11 protein-coding genes are annotated in these 16234 nt (G+C 68.7%); 2 read left to right on the forward strand and 9 right to left on the reverse strand.

Annotation, left to right across the window (positions count from 1 at the left end; translation table 11 throughout):
• The first annotated feature begins 228 nt into the window (after nucleotides 1-228).
• Entirely contained in the window at nucleotides 229-957 is a 729-nt protein-coding gene (locus AC3EO7_RS28215; RefSeq protein ID WP_431971450.1) for a GNAT family N-acetyltransferase, read from the forward strand.
• Between the two features lie 55 nt (nucleotides 958-1012).
• Here the strand turns inward: AC3EO7_RS28215 and AC3EO7_RS28220 are convergent, their stop codons facing one another.
• The 8 genes from AC3EO7_RS28220 to AC3EO7_RS28255 form a co-directional block, all read right to left on the reverse strand.
• Nucleotides 1013-2209, reverse strand: a complete 1197-nt coding sequence (locus tag AC3EO7_RS28220) for an N-acetylmuramoyl-L-alanine amidase (RefSeq protein ID WP_431971449.1) — start codon at nucleotides 2207-2209, stop codon at nucleotides 1013-1015.
• Nucleotides 2210-2369: 160 nt separating this feature from the next.
• Entirely contained in the window at nucleotides 2370-2696 is a 327-nt protein-coding gene (trxA, locus tag AC3EO7_RS28225) for a thioredoxin (protein WP_431971448.1), read from the reverse strand.
• A gap of 35 nt (nucleotides 2697-2731) precedes the next feature.
• Nucleotides 2732-3718 carry a thioredoxin-disulfide reductase gene (trxB, locus tag AC3EO7_RS28230; RefSeq protein WP_431971447.1) on the reverse strand — a complete coding sequence of 329 codons (987 nt, stop codon included), beginning with the start codon at nucleotides 3716-3718 and terminating at the stop codon, nucleotides 2732-2734.
• A gap of 88 nt (nucleotides 3719-3806) precedes the next feature.
• Nucleotides 3807-4640, reverse strand: a complete 834-nt coding sequence (locus AC3EO7_RS28235; RefSeq protein WP_435592881.1) for a hypothetical protein — start codon at nucleotides 4638-4640, stop codon at nucleotides 3807-3809.
• A 120-nt stretch (nucleotides 4641-4760) separates the two neighbouring features.
• Nucleotides 4761-5390 (reverse strand): RNA polymerase sigma factor SigM, encoded by a 630-nt coding sequence (sigM, locus tag AC3EO7_RS28240; RefSeq protein ID WP_431971445.1) that lies wholly within the window; start codon nucleotides 5388-5390, stop codon nucleotides 4761-4763.
• Between the two features lie 219 nt (nucleotides 5391-5609).
• The gene (locus AC3EO7_RS28245; RefSeq protein WP_435592904.1) at nucleotides 5610-9506 is read right to left on the reverse strand and encodes a murein biosynthesis integral membrane protein MurJ; all 3897 of its coding nucleotides are present in this window, start codon (nucleotides 9504-9506) and stop codon (nucleotides 5610-5612) included.
• Between the two features lie 636 nt (nucleotides 9507-10142).
• Nucleotides 10143-12674, reverse strand: coding sequence for a DUF6049 family protein (locus AC3EO7_RS28250; RefSeq protein WP_435592882.1), 2532 nt, complete (start codon nucleotides 12672-12674; stop codon nucleotides 10143-10145).
• On the reverse strand, nucleotides 12671-13207 hold the full coding sequence (locus AC3EO7_RS28255) for an NUDIX hydrolase (protein WP_084501546.1): 537 nt from the start codon (nucleotides 13205-13207) through the stop codon (nucleotides 12671-12673). Before AC3EO7_RS28255 ends, AC3EO7_RS28250 begins: the two co-directional genes overlap by 4 nt.
• 640 nt (nucleotides 13208-13847) lie before the next feature.
• On the opposite strand from AC3EO7_RS28255, the gene AC3EO7_RS28260 reads away from it, so the two are divergent.
• Complete coding sequence (locus tag AC3EO7_RS28260; RefSeq protein WP_435592883.1) at nucleotides 13848-15305, forward strand: CCA tRNA nucleotidyltransferase; 1458 nt, start codon at nucleotides 13848-13850, stop codon at nucleotides 15303-15305.
• Nucleotides 15306-15317: 12 nt separating this feature from the next.
• Here the strand turns inward: AC3EO7_RS28260 and AC3EO7_RS28265 are convergent, their stop codons facing one another.
• The gene (locus tag AC3EO7_RS28265; protein ID WP_431971442.1) at nucleotides 15318-16133 is read right to left on the reverse strand and encodes a hypothetical protein; all 816 of its coding nucleotides are present in this window, start codon (nucleotides 16131-16133) and stop codon (nucleotides 15318-15320) included.
• Between the last annotated feature and the right edge of the window lie 101 nt (nucleotides 16134-16234).

A 16234-nucleotide genomic window follows, 5' to 3' on the forward strand; every position in this document is an offset into this window, starting at 1 on the left:
TGTTAACGGTAAGTACGGGCCCGGCGTCGAAACGTCACTGTGACGGCGTCGAAAACTGCGGTGCCACACCGGCATTCCGCGCGCAATCGGCCCGGCACGAGGGCTTCGACCAACAGCACAGCGACGTGGAATGAGGCGGGTTCGCTTGATCGCTTATTCTTGCTGGCGAGAAGACGTTGATGCGGCGTGAGCGTGGATGAATCGGACAGCTGGAGGCTGAGCAGAGCGGTGTCGACCAGCGTCACAGCACTTACCCTCGGCGGACTGGACAAGCTGCCCGCGCATGCTCGTCGCTGTGTCTTCTGGGAGATCGATCCCGCCGTCGCGGAGGACTCGCGAGCATTCAGTGATCCGGTCTTCGAAAAGGAAGCCTGGCTGTCGACGGTCATGCTCGAGTGGGGATCGTGCGGCCAGGTGGCGAACGTGGACGGCAGCGTGGCGGGCTGTGCGCTGTACTCGCCGCCCAGTGCCGTGCCGCGCGCGTCGCTGTTCCCCACCTCCCCCGTCAGCCCGGACGCCATTCTGCTGACGACACTGCGCACCGAATTTCCGCACCGTGACGAGGACGTCGCCCACCGCTTGGTGCAGGCCGTGGTGGCGGATCTGGTGCGTCGCGGTGTCCGGGCCTTGGAGGCGTTCGGCATTCGTACCGAGCCGCCGGCCACCCGCCTTTCGGACCGTTTGGTCGGTTCGATGACGCTCATGGAACGGATCGGCGCACCGGTCCGCGGTTCCGCCGCGGCCTCCCCCACCGAATGCTCACCGCAGACCTGCATGATCGATGCGGACTTGCTGGAGGATTTCGGGTTCAAGGTCGTCGCGCCGCACCATCGCTTCCCGCGGCTGCGCCTGGAGCTGGATTCCGATCACGGTTGGAAGGAAGACGTGGAGCGCGCGCTCGACCAGCTGCTCGCCGCCGCGTCCATGACAGCTCCTACCAGGGTGGGCGCACGCTGAGCCGAGAAAGCCCCTGTCGACCGGAGTCGGCAGGGGCTTTCGTTCGAGACGGAGCTCAGGCCCGGTCGGCGGCGGCCAGTTCTTCGGCCAGCAGCTCGGCGAAGGTGTACGTGCCGGTGGGCTGATCGTCCTGGCCCAGCAGGTACAGGCGCTTCACCGAGATCAGGATGGCTTCGGCGATGACGTCGCGCATGCGCGGATTGGTGAGCACCGAGGCGTCGTAGTCGTTGGTGAGGTAGCCGATGTCGACCTGGACCGTGGGCATCTTGGTGAGCCGCAACAGATCCCAGGTGCGCGAGTGCGTCCGGCAGTCCTGCAACGACGTGCGGGCCACCACCTCGCGCTGGATGAACCCGGCCAGCACCTGCCCGATCATCGAGACGGAGCCGTGCGAGTTGCCGAAGTGGAAACTGGCCACACCGTTCGCCGAGGGGCTCGGGTTGGTGGCGCAGCGCAGCGAGATCATCAGGTCGGCGTCGAAGGCGTTGGAGGTCTCGGCACGCTCGGCGTCGGTGGGGTTGGCGCCCCACGGCCGCGAGAGGAAGGTCTCCATACCCGTGGCGGCCATCCGGCCCTCCAGCCTGCTGGCCAGATCCCACAGGATCTCCGACTCGTAGACGTCGCCGAATTCGCTCGGCACCGCGTACCCCTTGTCGGGACCGCCGAGACCGGGATCGATGACGATCCGCTTGCCGGTGAGCTGCGGCCCCGCCCGGTGCACCACCTCTTCTTCGGCGATGCGGTGCGGATTGCCGCCGGTGACGCGCGCGCCGAGCAACTCCAGCGAACGCAGCGTGTCCGGACCGCAGATGCCGTCGGCGGCCAGACCGATCTCGCGCTGGAACGCGGTGAGCGCGTCGTGGGTGTGCGGGCCGAAGTACCCGTCCACTCGATGAACGTAGAAGCCGAGGTCCTGCAGTTTGCGCTGCAACGTGGCGACGTCGTCGCCGTACAGCGGCGCGGACAGCTGATAGATCAGCGTGCGCGCGCCCAGCCGGTAGGACGCCTCCTTCAGGGCCCGGTATGTGGCCGGACCCACTACACCGTCGACGAGCAGCCCGCGATGTTGCTGGAACGCGCGGACCGCGGAGTCGAGGTGGTGATCGAAGGAGGCTTCGGTGTCCTTCCAGTACTCGCGCGCGTCGCCTTGATCGGCGCCGATGGCGTGTGCGTGCAGGAAGCCGAGACTTGCCAGGGTGCTCCGAACCTCTGCGACGGCTGGACCGGTATCACCGTGACGAAGTCGGTGCATGCGTGAGAGCCCTTTCCTTCCGTCAACCCGGGTACCCACTCATGCGACGGCATACACCCTCGCACGACGGAGCGTCGGTCGATTGTCTCAGACCTGCCCCGGAATCCGACAATTACGGGGGTGGTGCAGGCATCCTACGGCGCGTCGTGGATTCGCGCCGTCAGATCTCGCCTTCCAGTTCGCGGAGGAGGGCCGCTTTGCCCTTGGCGCCGACGATCTGCTTGACCGGCTTGCCGCCGCGGAAAAGCATCATAGTGGGCAGGGAAAGGATCTCGTACTCGCGGGCCGTCTCCGGGTTGGCGTCCACGTCCAGCTTGGCGACGGTCAGCTTGTCCGCGTTCGCGCTCGCGATCTCCTCGAGCACGGGGGCGACCATCTTGCACGGACCGCACCAAGCCGCCCAGAAGTCGACGAGGACGGGCTTCTCACTGAGCAGCACCTCGTCGGCGAAGGACTTGTCGGTCACGGTGACCGTGTTCTCGGACATGGGTTTTCTCCTTGGTGAATCGGTGAGAGCGAAGATCAGTTGGTCGGCACGGCGACCGGCCGGCCCGCGGCGTCCAGGGTGTTCGCGGTGATGTCACCCTGCTCGGCCAGCCAGCGCTCGGCGTCGATCGCGGCGCGGCAGCCGGTACCCGCGGCGGTGATGGCCTGCCGGTAGGTGTGGTCGACGAGGTCGCCCGCGGCGTACACACCGGGGATCTTCGTGGCCGTCGTCGGGTGCTCGACCTGCACGTAGCCTTCGTCGTCCAGCTCCACTTGGCCGCGCACCAGCTCACTGCGCGGGTCGTGACCGATCGCCACGAACAGACCGGTCGCGGCCAGCTCGGAGGTCTCGCCGGTACGGGTGTCGCGCAGCGTGAGACTGGTCACCGCTTTCTCGCCGTGCACCTCGAGCACTTCAGCGTTCAGCACGAACTTGATCTTCTCGTTGGCCTTGGCGCGCTCGAGCATGATCCGGGACGCGCGGAACTCCTCGCGGCGGTGCACGATAGTGACGCTCGACGCGAACTTGGTGAGGAAGGTCGCTTCCTCCATGGCCGAGTCGCCGCCGCCGACCACCACGATGTCCTGGCCCTTGAAGAAGAAGCCGTCGCAGGTGGCGCAGGCGCTCACGCCGCGGCCGAGCAGTCGCTGCTCACCGGGGACGTTCAGATAGCGCGCGGCCGAGCCCATGGCCAGGATGACCGCGTACGCCTGGTAGGTCTGATCGCCCACCGTGACCGTCTTCACCGGCCCGCTCAGGTCGATGGCGTCCACGTCCTCGGTGCGGATGTCCGCGCCGAAACGCTTGGCCTGCTCGCGCATCTCGTCCATCAGGTCGGGGCCCATGATGCCGTCGCGGAAGCCGGGGAAGTTCTCGACCTCGGTCGTGGTCATCAGCGCGCCGCCGAACTGGGTGCCTTCGAACAGCAACGGCTCGAGTTCGGCGCGGGCGGCGTAGACGGCCGCGGTATAGCCCGCGGGGCCGGAGCCGACGATGATCAGGTCGCGAACTGGCGTGCTCATGGGGCCCTTCCGAGAAGATCTGGGGGGAACGTGACGGTCAACAACAGCCTAAACGCTGTTGTTCCCGCGCCGGGCGGCCCGTGCTCGGTCAGCCGATGTCGGTGACTTGCTTCACCTGCGGGTCGCTCGTGGTGCAGCCGGGGCCGACGACCAACGCCGTGACCTTGTTCTGGGTGGGACCGGTGAGCAGGATGAGCACCGCGTCCTTGCCCTGATACTTCATGTTCATCGACCCGAGGACTGCTCGGTCGATGCCCGTGGCGGCGACGCAGCGGTCGAGTGCGGCTCGGTTGCCGAGTGGTCCGGTGACGTCGTTGCGGCCGAGGGCGGCGAGCGCGGCGGTGGGGGTCAGATCACCGAGGGGACCGTTGCTCGGCGTCGGTTGTGCGGTGGGCGTCACTTCGTCGACGCGGAGCATTTGGGCGCCGATGGCGGTCCCCGCGATCACCGCGAGGGCGGCGGCCGCGGCGGCGAGCCAGCGCAACCGTCTTCCGCGACGCTCGTCGAGCGAGACGGGCGCCGCGAGGTTATCCGTCCGCTCTTCGGAAGGCATTGGCGCGCTGTGACTTCCGACGGCAGCGTCGTGTCCGGGGGCGGCGCCGTTCCAGGATGCCGCGGTGCCGATCCGATGAATGGTGGCGACCCGTTCGGTCGGCTCCTCGTCCAGTTCCAGTTCGGTGACGAAGGCCGCGAGCCGTTCGCAGACGTCCTCGGGCATCGGATGGACGACGCGCTCGTCGGCGCGCAGGGCGCGAATCCGCGTCGTCACCTCGTCCAGGGAGCGCAGGTAGCGCACGGCGTCCGAGTCGGCGCGGACGGCGGGCCACAGTCGCGCGCCGAGTTCGGGGTCCACGTTGTCGGCGTGCAGGTCGGCCAGCAGCTCCGGCGAAAATGGAGGCTGCGGTACGGACCGGGTCGCCATCGCACCTCCAGTGTTCTCATCCGACGTAACTGTCTTGTCTGCCGCGGTCGGGCCGCGGGAACTCGCGGGCACCGTATGTACATCGCTCAGGTGTTCGTCACTATTAATGACGCATCGCCACTACTTCCGGTTCCCCGGATCACGGAGAAATTCCAACCGTTCTTGCAGGCGTTGCCTGCCGCGGGCACAGCGACTCTTGATGGTGCCCTCCGGAACCCCCAACATCGCGGCCGCCTCCGACACGCTATACCCCTCCAGATCGATCGCGACCAGAGCGGTGCGCTGATCGGGCGGCAGCGAGAACAGCGCGCGGTCCACCACGATCGACATCTCCAGTTCGGCGAACTCGTCTCGTTCGTCGCGCGGCTCCGGCAGCGTCTCGGGTGACAGCGGGATCGCCCGCCGGGTCTTGTTGCGCCGGATCCGGTCCAGGCAGGCGTTCACCACGATCGCGTGCAGCCAGCTGCGTACCTCGGCCTCGGCGCGGAACGATCCCGCGGTGCGGTGCGCGGAAAGCAATGCGTCCTGGAGCGAATCGGCGGCGTCCTCGCGGGTGTAGGAGGTGCGCAGGGCGGTCTGCCAGAGGTGGTCGTTGTGCCTGCGCAGCAGTTCGGCGAAGGCGTGGCGCTCGCCGCGCGCGTGGGCGCTCAGCAGTTCTTTGTCGGTGAGCTCGCCGAGCGCGAACGAGCGCTCGCGGGACGCGACCCGCGAGCTTCCCGCGTGGGAATCCTCGTTCAATTCGGACGACAAGACCAACCCCTTGGACGTGCGCTCAACTGACGACAGCGCGAAGCGGTCGTCGCCGAAAAAATTTCGCAGCATCCGGGATCGAAAAAACCAGGTCCCGGGAAGCTCCCCTACTGAGAGCGCGAGCCGATCATATCGGGGATGCCGAAGTGGCAGCAACAAGACCGCTCGGGATGGGATACGCCGGAACAGGCGAGAATTCGGCGCGCGGGCCGGGTGGAATCAGGGTGCGGCGTCGAACCGCAGATCGGCGATCGTCGTCTGGAACTGGTTTCCCGAGCGGCCGAGACCGGTGATCCAGACCAGCACGTAACGAGCGGACTGGTCTGCGCTGACCGGGATTTCGGTGACGCCGTCGGCCAGCTGGGCCGTGCCGATCAGCTGGGTCTGATCCAGTGTCGGCGAATTCGTCGGCGAGGTACGGATTTCCACGGACGTACCGGGGCTCGGCGAGGTGATCGAGACGTTCGTCAGCTTCGCCGGGCTCGGCAGCGTGGCCAGCAGCCCCACGCCCTTCTTGAGGGCGGGGAACTGCTGGAAGTACTGATCGGAGCGCCAGACGGTGGCCGGGTCGTTGTCCAGCACCGCGCCGACGCCGCTGACGTTGTCCGGCGTGCCCTCCGGGGAGAACACGGTCGCTCCGGTCACCGGGACCGGGACGCCGCCCTCGGACGCCTGGTTGCCAGGGATCGCTCCGGCCGGCGTGGTCGGCGAGGGCAAACTGTTGGTGGTCAGACCGATATTGCGCTGCTCGTCGAGCGGTGCTTCGGACGCGCCGGGCGCGAAAACGCTGACCATCCACCAGATCACGATGCCGACCACCAGCGCGGCCAGAATGCCGAGGCCGACCATGATCCACATCATGCGCTGCGACCGCTCGCGTTCCGCGGCGAGCAGTTCGGGATCGGCCAGCGAATCGTCGGTGTTGACCGGCTGCGCCCGCTGCCCGAGCCGCAGCACCGGAATGAAATCGGTCTTCTGGTCGACGACCGAGGCCTGTTCCAGCACGTGCTGGACGGTGGCCGCGGTCCGCACGCCCTTGTTCGACTCCAGCGAGCGCACCGCGACCGCGGAGATCTCGAAGGGCACCTCGGGCCGAATCTGTCTCGGCTCCATCGGCGTTCCGTCCGGGCCGAAGTCGGCGAGGCGCAAGCCGCCGACGGTGGCGGCGGTGCCGGTCAGACCGCCGGAGCGGATCGGCCAGCGCGCGGTGATGAGCGCGTAGAGCATGGCGCCGAGACCGCGTACGTCGGATTGCGCGTCGGAATCGGATAGCGTGCCGGGGAAGGCGAGCACCGCGTCACCGGACGCGCTGATCCGCACCCGGTCCGGGTGGTCGATGGACAGCGAACCGCCGCTGCGGTGGGCCAATTCGGCCGCCGAGGCGAGTGCGCGGATCGCCCGCGCCGCGCCGATCGGCGACGGCACCGTCTCGGCCATCTCGCGTAGCGAGCGACCCGGGGTCCACTCGGCGACCACGATGCCGCCGGAGCTGCCGCGCACCACGTCGAGAACGCGGGCGAGGCCGGGCGAATTGATGCGGCCGAGCCGCAGCGTGCGGGAAAGGATGGCCTGCGGACCGTCGTGGCCGGAGTTGTCGGTGGCCTTCTGATCGGCGTCGACGAACGTGAGCGCGACCTCGCGGTCGAGTTTGATGTCGAGCGCCTGCCAGAACTTCAGTCCACGCGCGCCGCCGTGGCTGGCGAGCAGGCGGTAGCGGCCGCCCGCGACCGAAGCGCCCGGAATCAGCTTGGGGCCGCGCGGAGTTCGACGCGAAGCCGTCGTTTCCGGCGCGGTGGGCGGCAGCTGCGGAATGGGGATCATTCCGGTGTCGTACATCGGGTCGCGCGGCGGCGCCTGGCGCGAGGTCTCGCGCGGACCGTGCTGCCCGTCGGTGGAGGGAGTGCCTACCGCTTCCTCGTTCGTATGCTCGGGGTCCGACGGGTTCTCCGCGGCGGGCGGATGGTCGGTGGACAGGCCACCGGCCTTGGGCGCAGAAGGATCGGCGGCTGGGACGCCGCCCACCGCCGCGTCGTCGCTCACCCTGGTTCCTCCTTCGCCCTGGTATGTCGAAGATCCGGCGAATTCGCCACTTGTGCTTCTCTGCCGAACAGGGTACGGGAACTCCCCCCGCCCGGTGCGGTCAACAGCATCCGGTCTGATCACGGGCAAGACCATCGTGGCCTGCGAATCCAGGTACGGATCGAAGCCGGAGTACATGTACGGATCGGGCCTGCGGAACACCTGCGTGGCGTACTGGTCCTCGACCGGTCCATCGAGGTCCAGATCCGGCGCGGGCGGCGTGATGCCGAGGCGACGGGAGATGGCCACGGTGATGGCGACGATCTCCGGAATACCGGCGAGACGCATGAGCCCGAACGCCGTCGCGAACATGACGATCGCCGTGATCGTCACGCGGATCAGCGAGCCGGGACCGCCCATGGATTCCGACAGCCGCTCCAGGCCGAGCACCTTGTCCACGATCAGCATCACCGCGCCGCCCGCGATCGACGCGAGCACGACCCGGGTGACGGTGCGGCCGACGTTCGCCATCCGCAGATCGCCGAGGCTGCGGTGCAGCAGGTAGCCGCCGATGATGGCGCCCGCGGTGAACCCGAGGCCGGTGGCGACGCCGAGCACGATGACGACCTGATCGCTGTTGTCCGCGATGACCGGCGCCAGCGCCGAGAAGGCGATCTTGACGGCGGTGATGCCGAGGATGATCCAGGTCGGCGTCCACGCCTGCTCCCGCGCGTAGAACACCCGCAGGTGGATCAGCACGAGCGCGTAGGGAATCAGCGCGAAGGCCGACCAGCTCACGGCGTAGCCGAGGCGTTCGGCGTCGCCGGTGAAGCGCGCGTACCCGAACAGCGCCTCGCCGAGCTGGGGTCCCGCGAGCGTCAGGAAGGTGACAACGGGGACGAGCGCGATCATCGTCAGGCGGGTCGCGACGGACAGGTCGTCGACGACGGCGGGGGTGTCGCCCTCGGCCGCATTGCGGCTCAGCCTCGGCATGATCGCGGTGAGCACCGTGACGCCGAGGACGCCGTAGGGCAACTGGAGCAGCAGCCAGGCCAGCGAGTAGATGGCGGGGCCCGCCTCGTCCGCCGTCGAGGCGATGTGGTTGGCGAAGACCAGGCCGACCTGGCTGATCAGCACGTACAGGATGATGGCGGCGCCCATCATGCCGAACTGCTTGAGCCGGGTGTCGACGCCCCAGAGCGGCCGCAGGTCGATCCCCTCGCGGCGGATCGCGGGCAGCAGGGTCGCCGCCTGGGTGAACACGCCCAGCGTGACGCCGATACCGAGGACGAGCAGCTTCGGATCGCTCATCCGCACCGGATCGAGCGTGATCTCACCGGGCGTCACCGCGTACAGGCCGAGCACAACGAGCACGACGACGTTGTTCAGCACGGGCGCCCATGCGCCGGGTTTGAACACCTGGCGGGTGTTCAATATCGCGGTGAACAGCGCCGACATGCCGTAGAAGAGGATCGCGGGCAGCAACAAGAAGGTCAGCGCCGTGGTCAGCTGGGTGTTGACCTTGCCGTCGGCGGAGACGAAGACGTGCGTCGCCAGCAACGGCGCCGCGGCCGTCGCCAGCAACGTGGCGCCCAACAACACCACGAAAGCGGCCGTGACCAGGCGTCGGACGAAGGCCGACCCGCCGTCGGGGTCCTCCTTCTCGGCGCGCACCAGCGTGGGCACCACCATCGCGGTCAGCACGGCGCCGAGCACCAGCTCGGTGATCATGTTCGGGATCAGGCTCGCCGAGGTGAAAGCACTGGCGATCGCCGGACCGAGTACCGCGGCGAGCAGCAGCTGCTTACCGAATCCGGTGATTCGGCTGATCAGCGTCGCGATCGCGATCGAACCGGAGTCCCTGAGCAGCCGAGCGTTCGTGTTCTCCGTGCTCTCGGCCGCCTCCGGCTCGGCCTCGGTGACCGCCCAGTCGTGGGCCGGCGGACGGTCGGCCTGGGCCGAGCTGTGCGCGGCAGGCCCGGTCCGGGTCCGCAGCGGCGCCGGGTTCGGCTGCTGCGGCGCGTACTGGGGCGGCGGCGCGAAACGCTGTGGCGGCGCCGGGGTGCGCGGGATCGGCCTGCCTTGGCCGGGCGGCATGCTGGTCGGCGGTGCGGGTCGTCCCTGCGGAGGGGGTGCGGGCCTGCCTTGCTGCGCGGGCGGCGCGGGGCGGCCCTGCGGCGTAGGACGCGGTCCGCCGGGACCAGCGGGCTGCGGCGGGTAATGATGCTGACCGGGATGCGGAGCGGCGTCGGGCCGTTGCGGCGGCACGGGCGGACGGCCGACGGGTCCGTGCTGCGCGGGCATCGGGCCGGATTGTCCGGGAAGCGGGCCGCGCTGCGCGGGCATGGGCCCCGAGGGCGGCGCCATCCGACCGCCTTGCGGCGGCCCGGACGGGCGGCTGACCCGAGGCACTCTCGGATACTCGCCGTAGGGGTCCCGGTGCGTCATGCCGGGATCCTCCTGCGGTTCGCTCTGCGGCCGGACCCGCTCCCAAGGTGCGGCGGGCGCCCGGCGGGCGGGCGGCCCGTCAGGTCGTTCATCAGGTCGAGACCGATGAGCGGATAAATCATCGTCGCTCATCATGCCTCCTGTGTCGTACCGGACCTGCGCATCCGGCATGCCCGATCGGCGTTTCGCCCATCGAGCCTCCCCCGCCGTGCTGGTTTACGCGCCCGCGCCGGAGCGGGCACGACGATGCTCCGATTGTCCCGCACGGTGAGGGCATCCGATCGATCATCCCTCATCGTGTCCGTGATCCTGTTCGCGTAGTACTCGCTTGCGCGCACGCCGGTACCTGTTCACCCGACGCCTGATGCCCGGGTCGAAACCCTCGTCCGCGGGATCGGGCTTGCCACGGAAGCGCCGCCAGAGCCGGCGGCCGGCCAACAGGAAGAGCAGCAGTCCGGCGCATGCCGTAATTATGGCCAAGGCCTGGCCGTAGGCGTTCGAACGCACCGAGACCGAGGTGGCGTTGCCGAGCGCGACACCGTCGGGGGTGGTGAGGGAAATCGGAATCACCAGGTTGCGGCTGTCGCTGACCTCGGTGGGAATCTGGAACGACCGCGTGCCCTTCGGTGGAAGCTGCTGTTCGCCGATGTCGGTGATATTCGTCTCGGCGGGCGCCTCGATACGGAACCTGATGCGGATCGCGACGGGCAGGTCGTTGCGCGCGACCAGCAGCAGCGGGCTCTGCTCGGAGGCCAGCGTGTACACGCCGCCGGGCGGGAGCACCGTCACCGACCGGTACAGGTTGTCCATCGTGCGGGTCGTCTGATCCAGCCGTCGCTGCGCGAAGGTGTCCGGCTGGGTGGCATTGCCGGTGCGGCGATCGGAGAGGGAGAGGACCCGCAGCAGGTCGTCGCGCAACGGCGTGAGGAACTGGCGCGGCGTCGGCTCGATCTCCGGCACGTCCACCAGCGCTCGCATCAGTTCGGTGATTCGGTGGCCCTGGTCGCGGGTCGGCAACACGAATCGCGCGGGCACCGCGTCCTCGGCGGCCTGCGGCAGATAGTCGAGCTCGTGCGGTTGGGCGTCCGGCGGCTGCGCGAGCAGGTCCGTGAACGAGCGCGGCACCGCGAGATTGTTCCTGACCAGCAGCTCCAGCTGCGCGAGCAGCGCGGCGGCCTCGTCCCGGTTGGCGCCCCACTGCTGCGGTGGCATCAGCAGCAGCGAGCGCGGCTTGCCCGGCTCCGGATGCAGCGCGCTCCACGAGACCGCGCCCAGCGCGTCCTGGAGACGGGCGGCGCGCGAGTCGTTGGTGACGTCGTAGCGCACCCGGTCGGGGGTGAACGACGGCGTCGGCGGATTCGAACCGACCGCGGCGAGCGCCGTCGCGGACCAGATGTCGAAGGTCGCCGCGTGCAGGGCCGGGTCCGGCTGTGCGGCGGGCGGTGCGCCGGGTTCGGGGGCCGGGGGCGACTGCTCCGGCGTCGGGTGCGCGGTGACGTCCGGTAGCCGGACCAGTTCGGGCGCCGCGGACTCGGCGACGTCCGTCTCCGCGCCCGCGGACGCGCGACCGTTGCTGAAATCCGCCGAGCCCGCCTCGCCGACCGGCACTGCGGCCGTGCCGGCCAGCACGGCGGTGCCGAAACCGTGGCTGCGCAACAACTTCCCGCCACTCGTGTCGATGCTGCCGGAATCCGGCAGGCTGACCCCGCGCAGCGAGCGGGTCGCCAGGATCGAATCGATGATCTCCGCGGGCGCGTGCAACGCGCGGGCCGACAGCTCCGGATCGTTCACCGCTGCCAGCGCGGTCACGTCCACCTGAGCGAACGGCAACGCCACCGTGCACACCGACGAGGCGAGCGTGCGCAACCGGTCCAGCCAGGTCTGCGCGTGCTCCGCGCCGGTGCCCTCGCGCGTCGCGCCGTCCGGATCCGACGGGCTGGCGAGCACGCGGTAACCCCTGGTCATCGCTTGCACGGTGAGCAGCAGATCCGGATCGACGGCGACACACACCGCCGAGGCAAGGCCGCGATCCCGGCTCGCCCCGGAACCGAGCGCCGACTCCAGCGCGCCGAGCAGCTGCTCCAGGCGCCCGCCCTTGCCGAGCGAAGCGGCCAGCTCGTCGTCGGTCAGCTCGACGTTCCCGTTCACCGAACCCGGCACGCCCGCCACCATCCGCGGCCGGTCGGCCAGCGGCCACAGCAACGTCGTCGCCACCGGAGCGTCGCTCGGCGCAGGCACCGGCTGCGGGGCGTTCGGCCCGGCCGGCGGCAGGCCGAGCACCGGCAGCAGGAACCGTGCGTCGTCGAGCCGCGCCTGGCTGCCGTACGCGGGCTCGCCGTTGACGTTCAACAGCAGCGGATACACGCCGGGCTCGGTGATCTGCAACGACGCGTCGTCGTCCGACCGCAGCGGAATGCTCAACGTGAACTGCTTGCGCTGCCCGGGACTGAGCCGCTCCACCACGTCCTCGAACGGACCGGTGAGCTCGTAGTTGACCTGGTCCAGCCGCAGCGCCGAGCGCAACCCGCTCGGCGCCGACACCGCGGCGGCCCGTTGAATACGGACGCTGACGTCGTCGACGACGCGATCGCCGATGTTCGTCACCGTGCCCGACACCGTGAGCAGCGAATCACTGGTCGTGGTCACCGCCGAGGGCGAAACCGAATCCAGCGACAGCTTCAAGAATTTGGGCGTCGTGGAATTGTTCGACCCGTTCGGCTGCGCACCCGACGGGGCGGCGAGCAACACCGGCGCGGCCGTCATCGAACCGAGCAGGGTCAGGACCGCCACGATGATCCGGAACAGTCCACGCGTCATCGCTTGCCGGTCTCCATCCGGTCGATCAACCGGTTCGCCACCTCGGCCAGTCTGCGCTCGTCGGCATAGGCCAAACGAGAATCCAGTTCCGTCAACGGAACCCACGCGACCTGGGTGACCTCCACGTCGGCATCGGACAACTCGCCGCCGACGGAACGCAAAAGATAATGATGCACGGTCTTGTGTACCCGGCGGCCCTCGGTGACGAACCAGTAATCGATACTGCCCAACTCGGCCACCACCACGCCGTGAATGCCGGTCTCCTCGGCCACCTCACGGATCGCGGTCTGCTCCGCCGTCTCGCCTTCCTCGATATGACCCTTCGGCAACGACCACAGCAACCGGCCACGGCGATCGGTGCGACCGATCAAGGCAGCGCTGCGTTTATCGCTCGGTCCGTCCAGACCGTCCACGACCAATCCCCCCGCCGAAGTCTCCCGGACGGTACGCATGCGCGGTTTCGCCGCGTTGGCCGCCGAACCGCGGCGCCGAGGCTGGCGGCGTCGACTGTTCGCGCGATCGGCCGGAGACACCAAGCAATCCTACTGTGTTCAATTTGCCGCGCTGGCGCGCGGCGGGTTCGCGGCCCTCTATGTCTCGCTTCCCAGCGACCGAGACTCGCGACTGCGTCGCATGCGTCTCGGTCGCTGGGAAGCGAGACGGCCGCGAACGGTCGCTCGTCGGGCTCGCTCCGTGGTGGGGCAGGTGAGGGTGCGATGTTGCGTGAGTTCAAGGCTCTTACATCTGACTTGGTAGGCGTCGAGACTCGCGACTGCCGTCGCATGCGTCTCGGTCGCTGGGAAGCGAGATGGCCGCGAACGGTCGCTTGTCGGGCTCGCTCCGTGGTGGGTGAGTGGGGATGGGATGTTGCGTGGATTCCAGATCTTTGCGGCTGGCTTGCTTGGGGCGAGACTCGCGACTGCGTCGCATGCGTCTCGGCCGCTGGGAAGCGAGACGGCCGCGAACGGGCTCGTAAGACTCACCCTCGGAGTGGTTGGGGATGTGGGAGTTCGCTTCATGGGCTGCCCGGAGGGGTTGTGACCATCGGTTTGTCAGGTGGGATGGACGTCACCTTTCGTCCGAGGCGGTTGTTCGGTCGCGTGCCGGAAAATCGCTTTTCCCGGCTCGGTAAGCTGCTGCTTCGTGGTTTCGCCCAAGTCCGAGGATGCGCAAGTGACCGATCCACCTCCGCTGTCTTCCGAGGAGCGGCGTACCCGGTTGCTGGCCGCGGCGGCGGTCACTCTCGGCGGGCTCGCCGATGTGCTCACGCCACTCGGTGAACTGTTCGCGGCGCGCGGGCACGAGCTGTATCTGGTCGGCGGCAGTGTGCGCGACGCGGTGCTCGGGCGGCTCGGCACGGATCTGGACTTCACCACCAGCGCGCGGCCCGAGCAGGTGCAGGAGCTGATGCGCGGGTGGGCCGACCACCTGTGGGATACCGGCGGCCTGGCGTTCGGCACGGTCAGCGCGGCCAAGGACGATCAGCAGCTGGAGATCACCACCTTCCGCAGCGACTCCTACGACCGGGTGTCGCGCAATCCGGAGGTCACCTTCGGCGACACGCTCCAAGGCGATCTGGTGCGCCGCGACTTCACCGTCAACGCGATGGCCGTGAAGATCGCCGCGGACGGTTCGCTCGAGTTCATCGATCCGCTCGGTGGCATGGACGCGCTGCTGGCCGGTGTGCTGGACACCCCTGCGGCGCCGGAGGATTCGTTCCATGACGATCCGCTGCGCATGCTGCGCGCCGCCCGCTTCGTCTCCCAGCTCGGCTTCGAACTGGCGCCGCGGGTGCGCGTGGCCATCGAGGCGATGGCGGGCGAGATCGATCGCATCACCGCCGAGCGGGTGCGCACCGAACTCGACAAGCTCATCGGCGGCGCGCATCCGATCGACGGCATCAATGTGATGTGTGAGAGCGGTCTCGCCCAGCGGGTGCTGCCCGAGGTGCCCGCCATGAAGCTGGAGATCGATGAGCACCACCAGCACAAGGACGTGTACTGGCACTCCCTGACCGTGCTTCAGCAGGCCATCGACCTCGAGGACGGCGATCCGGACCTGGTGCTGCGCTGGGCGGCGCTGCTGCACGACATCGGCAAGCCCGACACCAAGCGCAACGAGGCGGGCGGCGGCGTCAGCTTCCACCATCACGAGGTGGTCGGCGCCAAGATGGTGCGCAAGCGGATGCGCGCGCTGAAGTATCCGAAGCAGTTCACCGAGGACGTGGCGAGGCTGGTCTTCCTGCATCTGCGTTTCCACGGCTACGGCAAGGGGCAGTGGACCGATTCCGCGGTGCGCCGCTACGTCACCGACGCCGCCGAGCTGCTGCCCAGGCTGCACAAGTTGGTGCGCGCGGACTGCACCACCCGCAACAAGCGCCGCGCGGCCGCGCTACAGGCCACTTACGACGAGCTCGAGGTGCGGATCGAGCGCATCCAGCAGGAGGAGGACCTGGCCAAGGTCCGCCCCGACCTGGACGGCAACGCGATCATGGAGCTGCTCGGCCTGCCGCCCGGCCCGGAGGTCGGCAAGGCGTGGAACTATCTCAAGGAGCTGCGCCTCGACCGCGGCCCGCTGACCCGCGAGGAAGCCGAGGCGGCGTTGTTGGAATGGTGGAAGTCGCAGAGCTGAAAAGGCTTTCGCTCAGAAGACGATGAGCGTGGTGCCCGCGACGATGGCGTTGCGGATCTGCGCCAGGTCGAACGAGCCGGTCGTCTCCGGCAGGTCCGCGCGGAATCGGACCAGGTCGCCCTCGCGGACGGCGTGTGCGATGCGGGCGTGCCGCGGCAGGTTCTCCAGCAGCAGCGCGGGCGCGGTGATCGCGCGCCGCGGTATCCGGACGCCGAGCCAGTTGGCCCGGTGGATCTCGACGGTGAGCAGGTTGTTCTCGACCGCGGCGTCGACCAGCGCGGTCAGCCTGCGTTTTCGGTGCCTGGCCACGATCAGGCCGCTCTGGTGCACGCTCAGCTGCCAATCCAGCGGCAGGGTGTTCAGCCAGCCGACCAGGGCCGCCGTGGTGACGGTGGCCTCCACGTCCAGCTGAGACGCCCGCAACTTGGTCGGGACGCCGGGGATCAACCGGACGCCGTGCGCGATCACCGTCACCGCTTCGATGGGGTGTTCGTCCCAGCTCAGCCGCGACAGCACCGTCTTGGTCTGGAAGTGCGCTCCGCGCCTGCGCACCTTCAACACCTGCAGCGTCGCGTTCACCTCGTGGCCGAGCAGGGTGGCGTTGACCTCTTGGCCGCCGAACCTGCTGAGGATGCCTTCGCTCAGCACCGTCATCAGTGCGTCCGGCATCAGCGCCGTGACCGTGCCCGAGCCGAGGTCGACGACCGGATCCATCCACGAGGTGGTCGTCGCGATCCATTGCTCCAGCCAGGACTGATCGAACAGGCGCTTGCCGAAGTCGACGGCCCACAGCGGTGACCATGACTTCGGATCGAAATACGTGGCCATGATTGCTTCGAGGGTACTTGCCGCCGAGCGGTGCGACCATTCGTACGGGGAGGCGATCGTCTGCTCGAGGAGGCGGCCATCGGCGCCGGTCTGCCGATTCT

The sequence above is a fragment of the Nocardia sp. bgisy118 genome (assembly GCF_057708605.1).

Coding starts and splice junctions, on each gene's coding strand:
- AC3EO7_RS28220 (WP_431971449.1), bottom strand. CDS start 2,209: ATGCACCGACTTCGTCACGGTGATACCGGTCCAGCCGTCGCAGAGGTT.
- trxA (WP_431971448.1), bottom strand. CDS start 2,696: ATGTCCGAGAACACGGTCACCGTGACCGACAAGTCCTTCGCCGACGAG.
- trxB (WP_431971447.1), bottom strand. CDS start 3,718: ATGAGCACGCCAGTTCGCGACCTGATCATCGTCGGCTCCGGCCCCGCG.
- AC3EO7_RS28235 (WP_435592881.1), bottom strand. CDS start 4,640: ATGGCGACCCGGTCCGTACCGCAGCCTCCATTTTCGCCGGAGCTGCTG.
- AC3EO7_RS28245 (WP_435592904.1), bottom strand. CDS start 9,506: ATGCCGCCCGGCCAAGGCAGGCCGATCCCGCGCACCCCGGCGCCGCCA.
- AC3EO7_RS28250 (WP_435592882.1), bottom strand. CDS start 12,674: ATGACGCGTGGACTGTTCCGGATCATCGTGGCGGTCCTGACCCTGCTC.
- AC3EO7_RS28265 (WP_431971442.1), bottom strand. CDS start 16,133: ATGGCCACGTATTTCGATCCGAAGTCATGGTCACCGCTGTGGGCCGTC.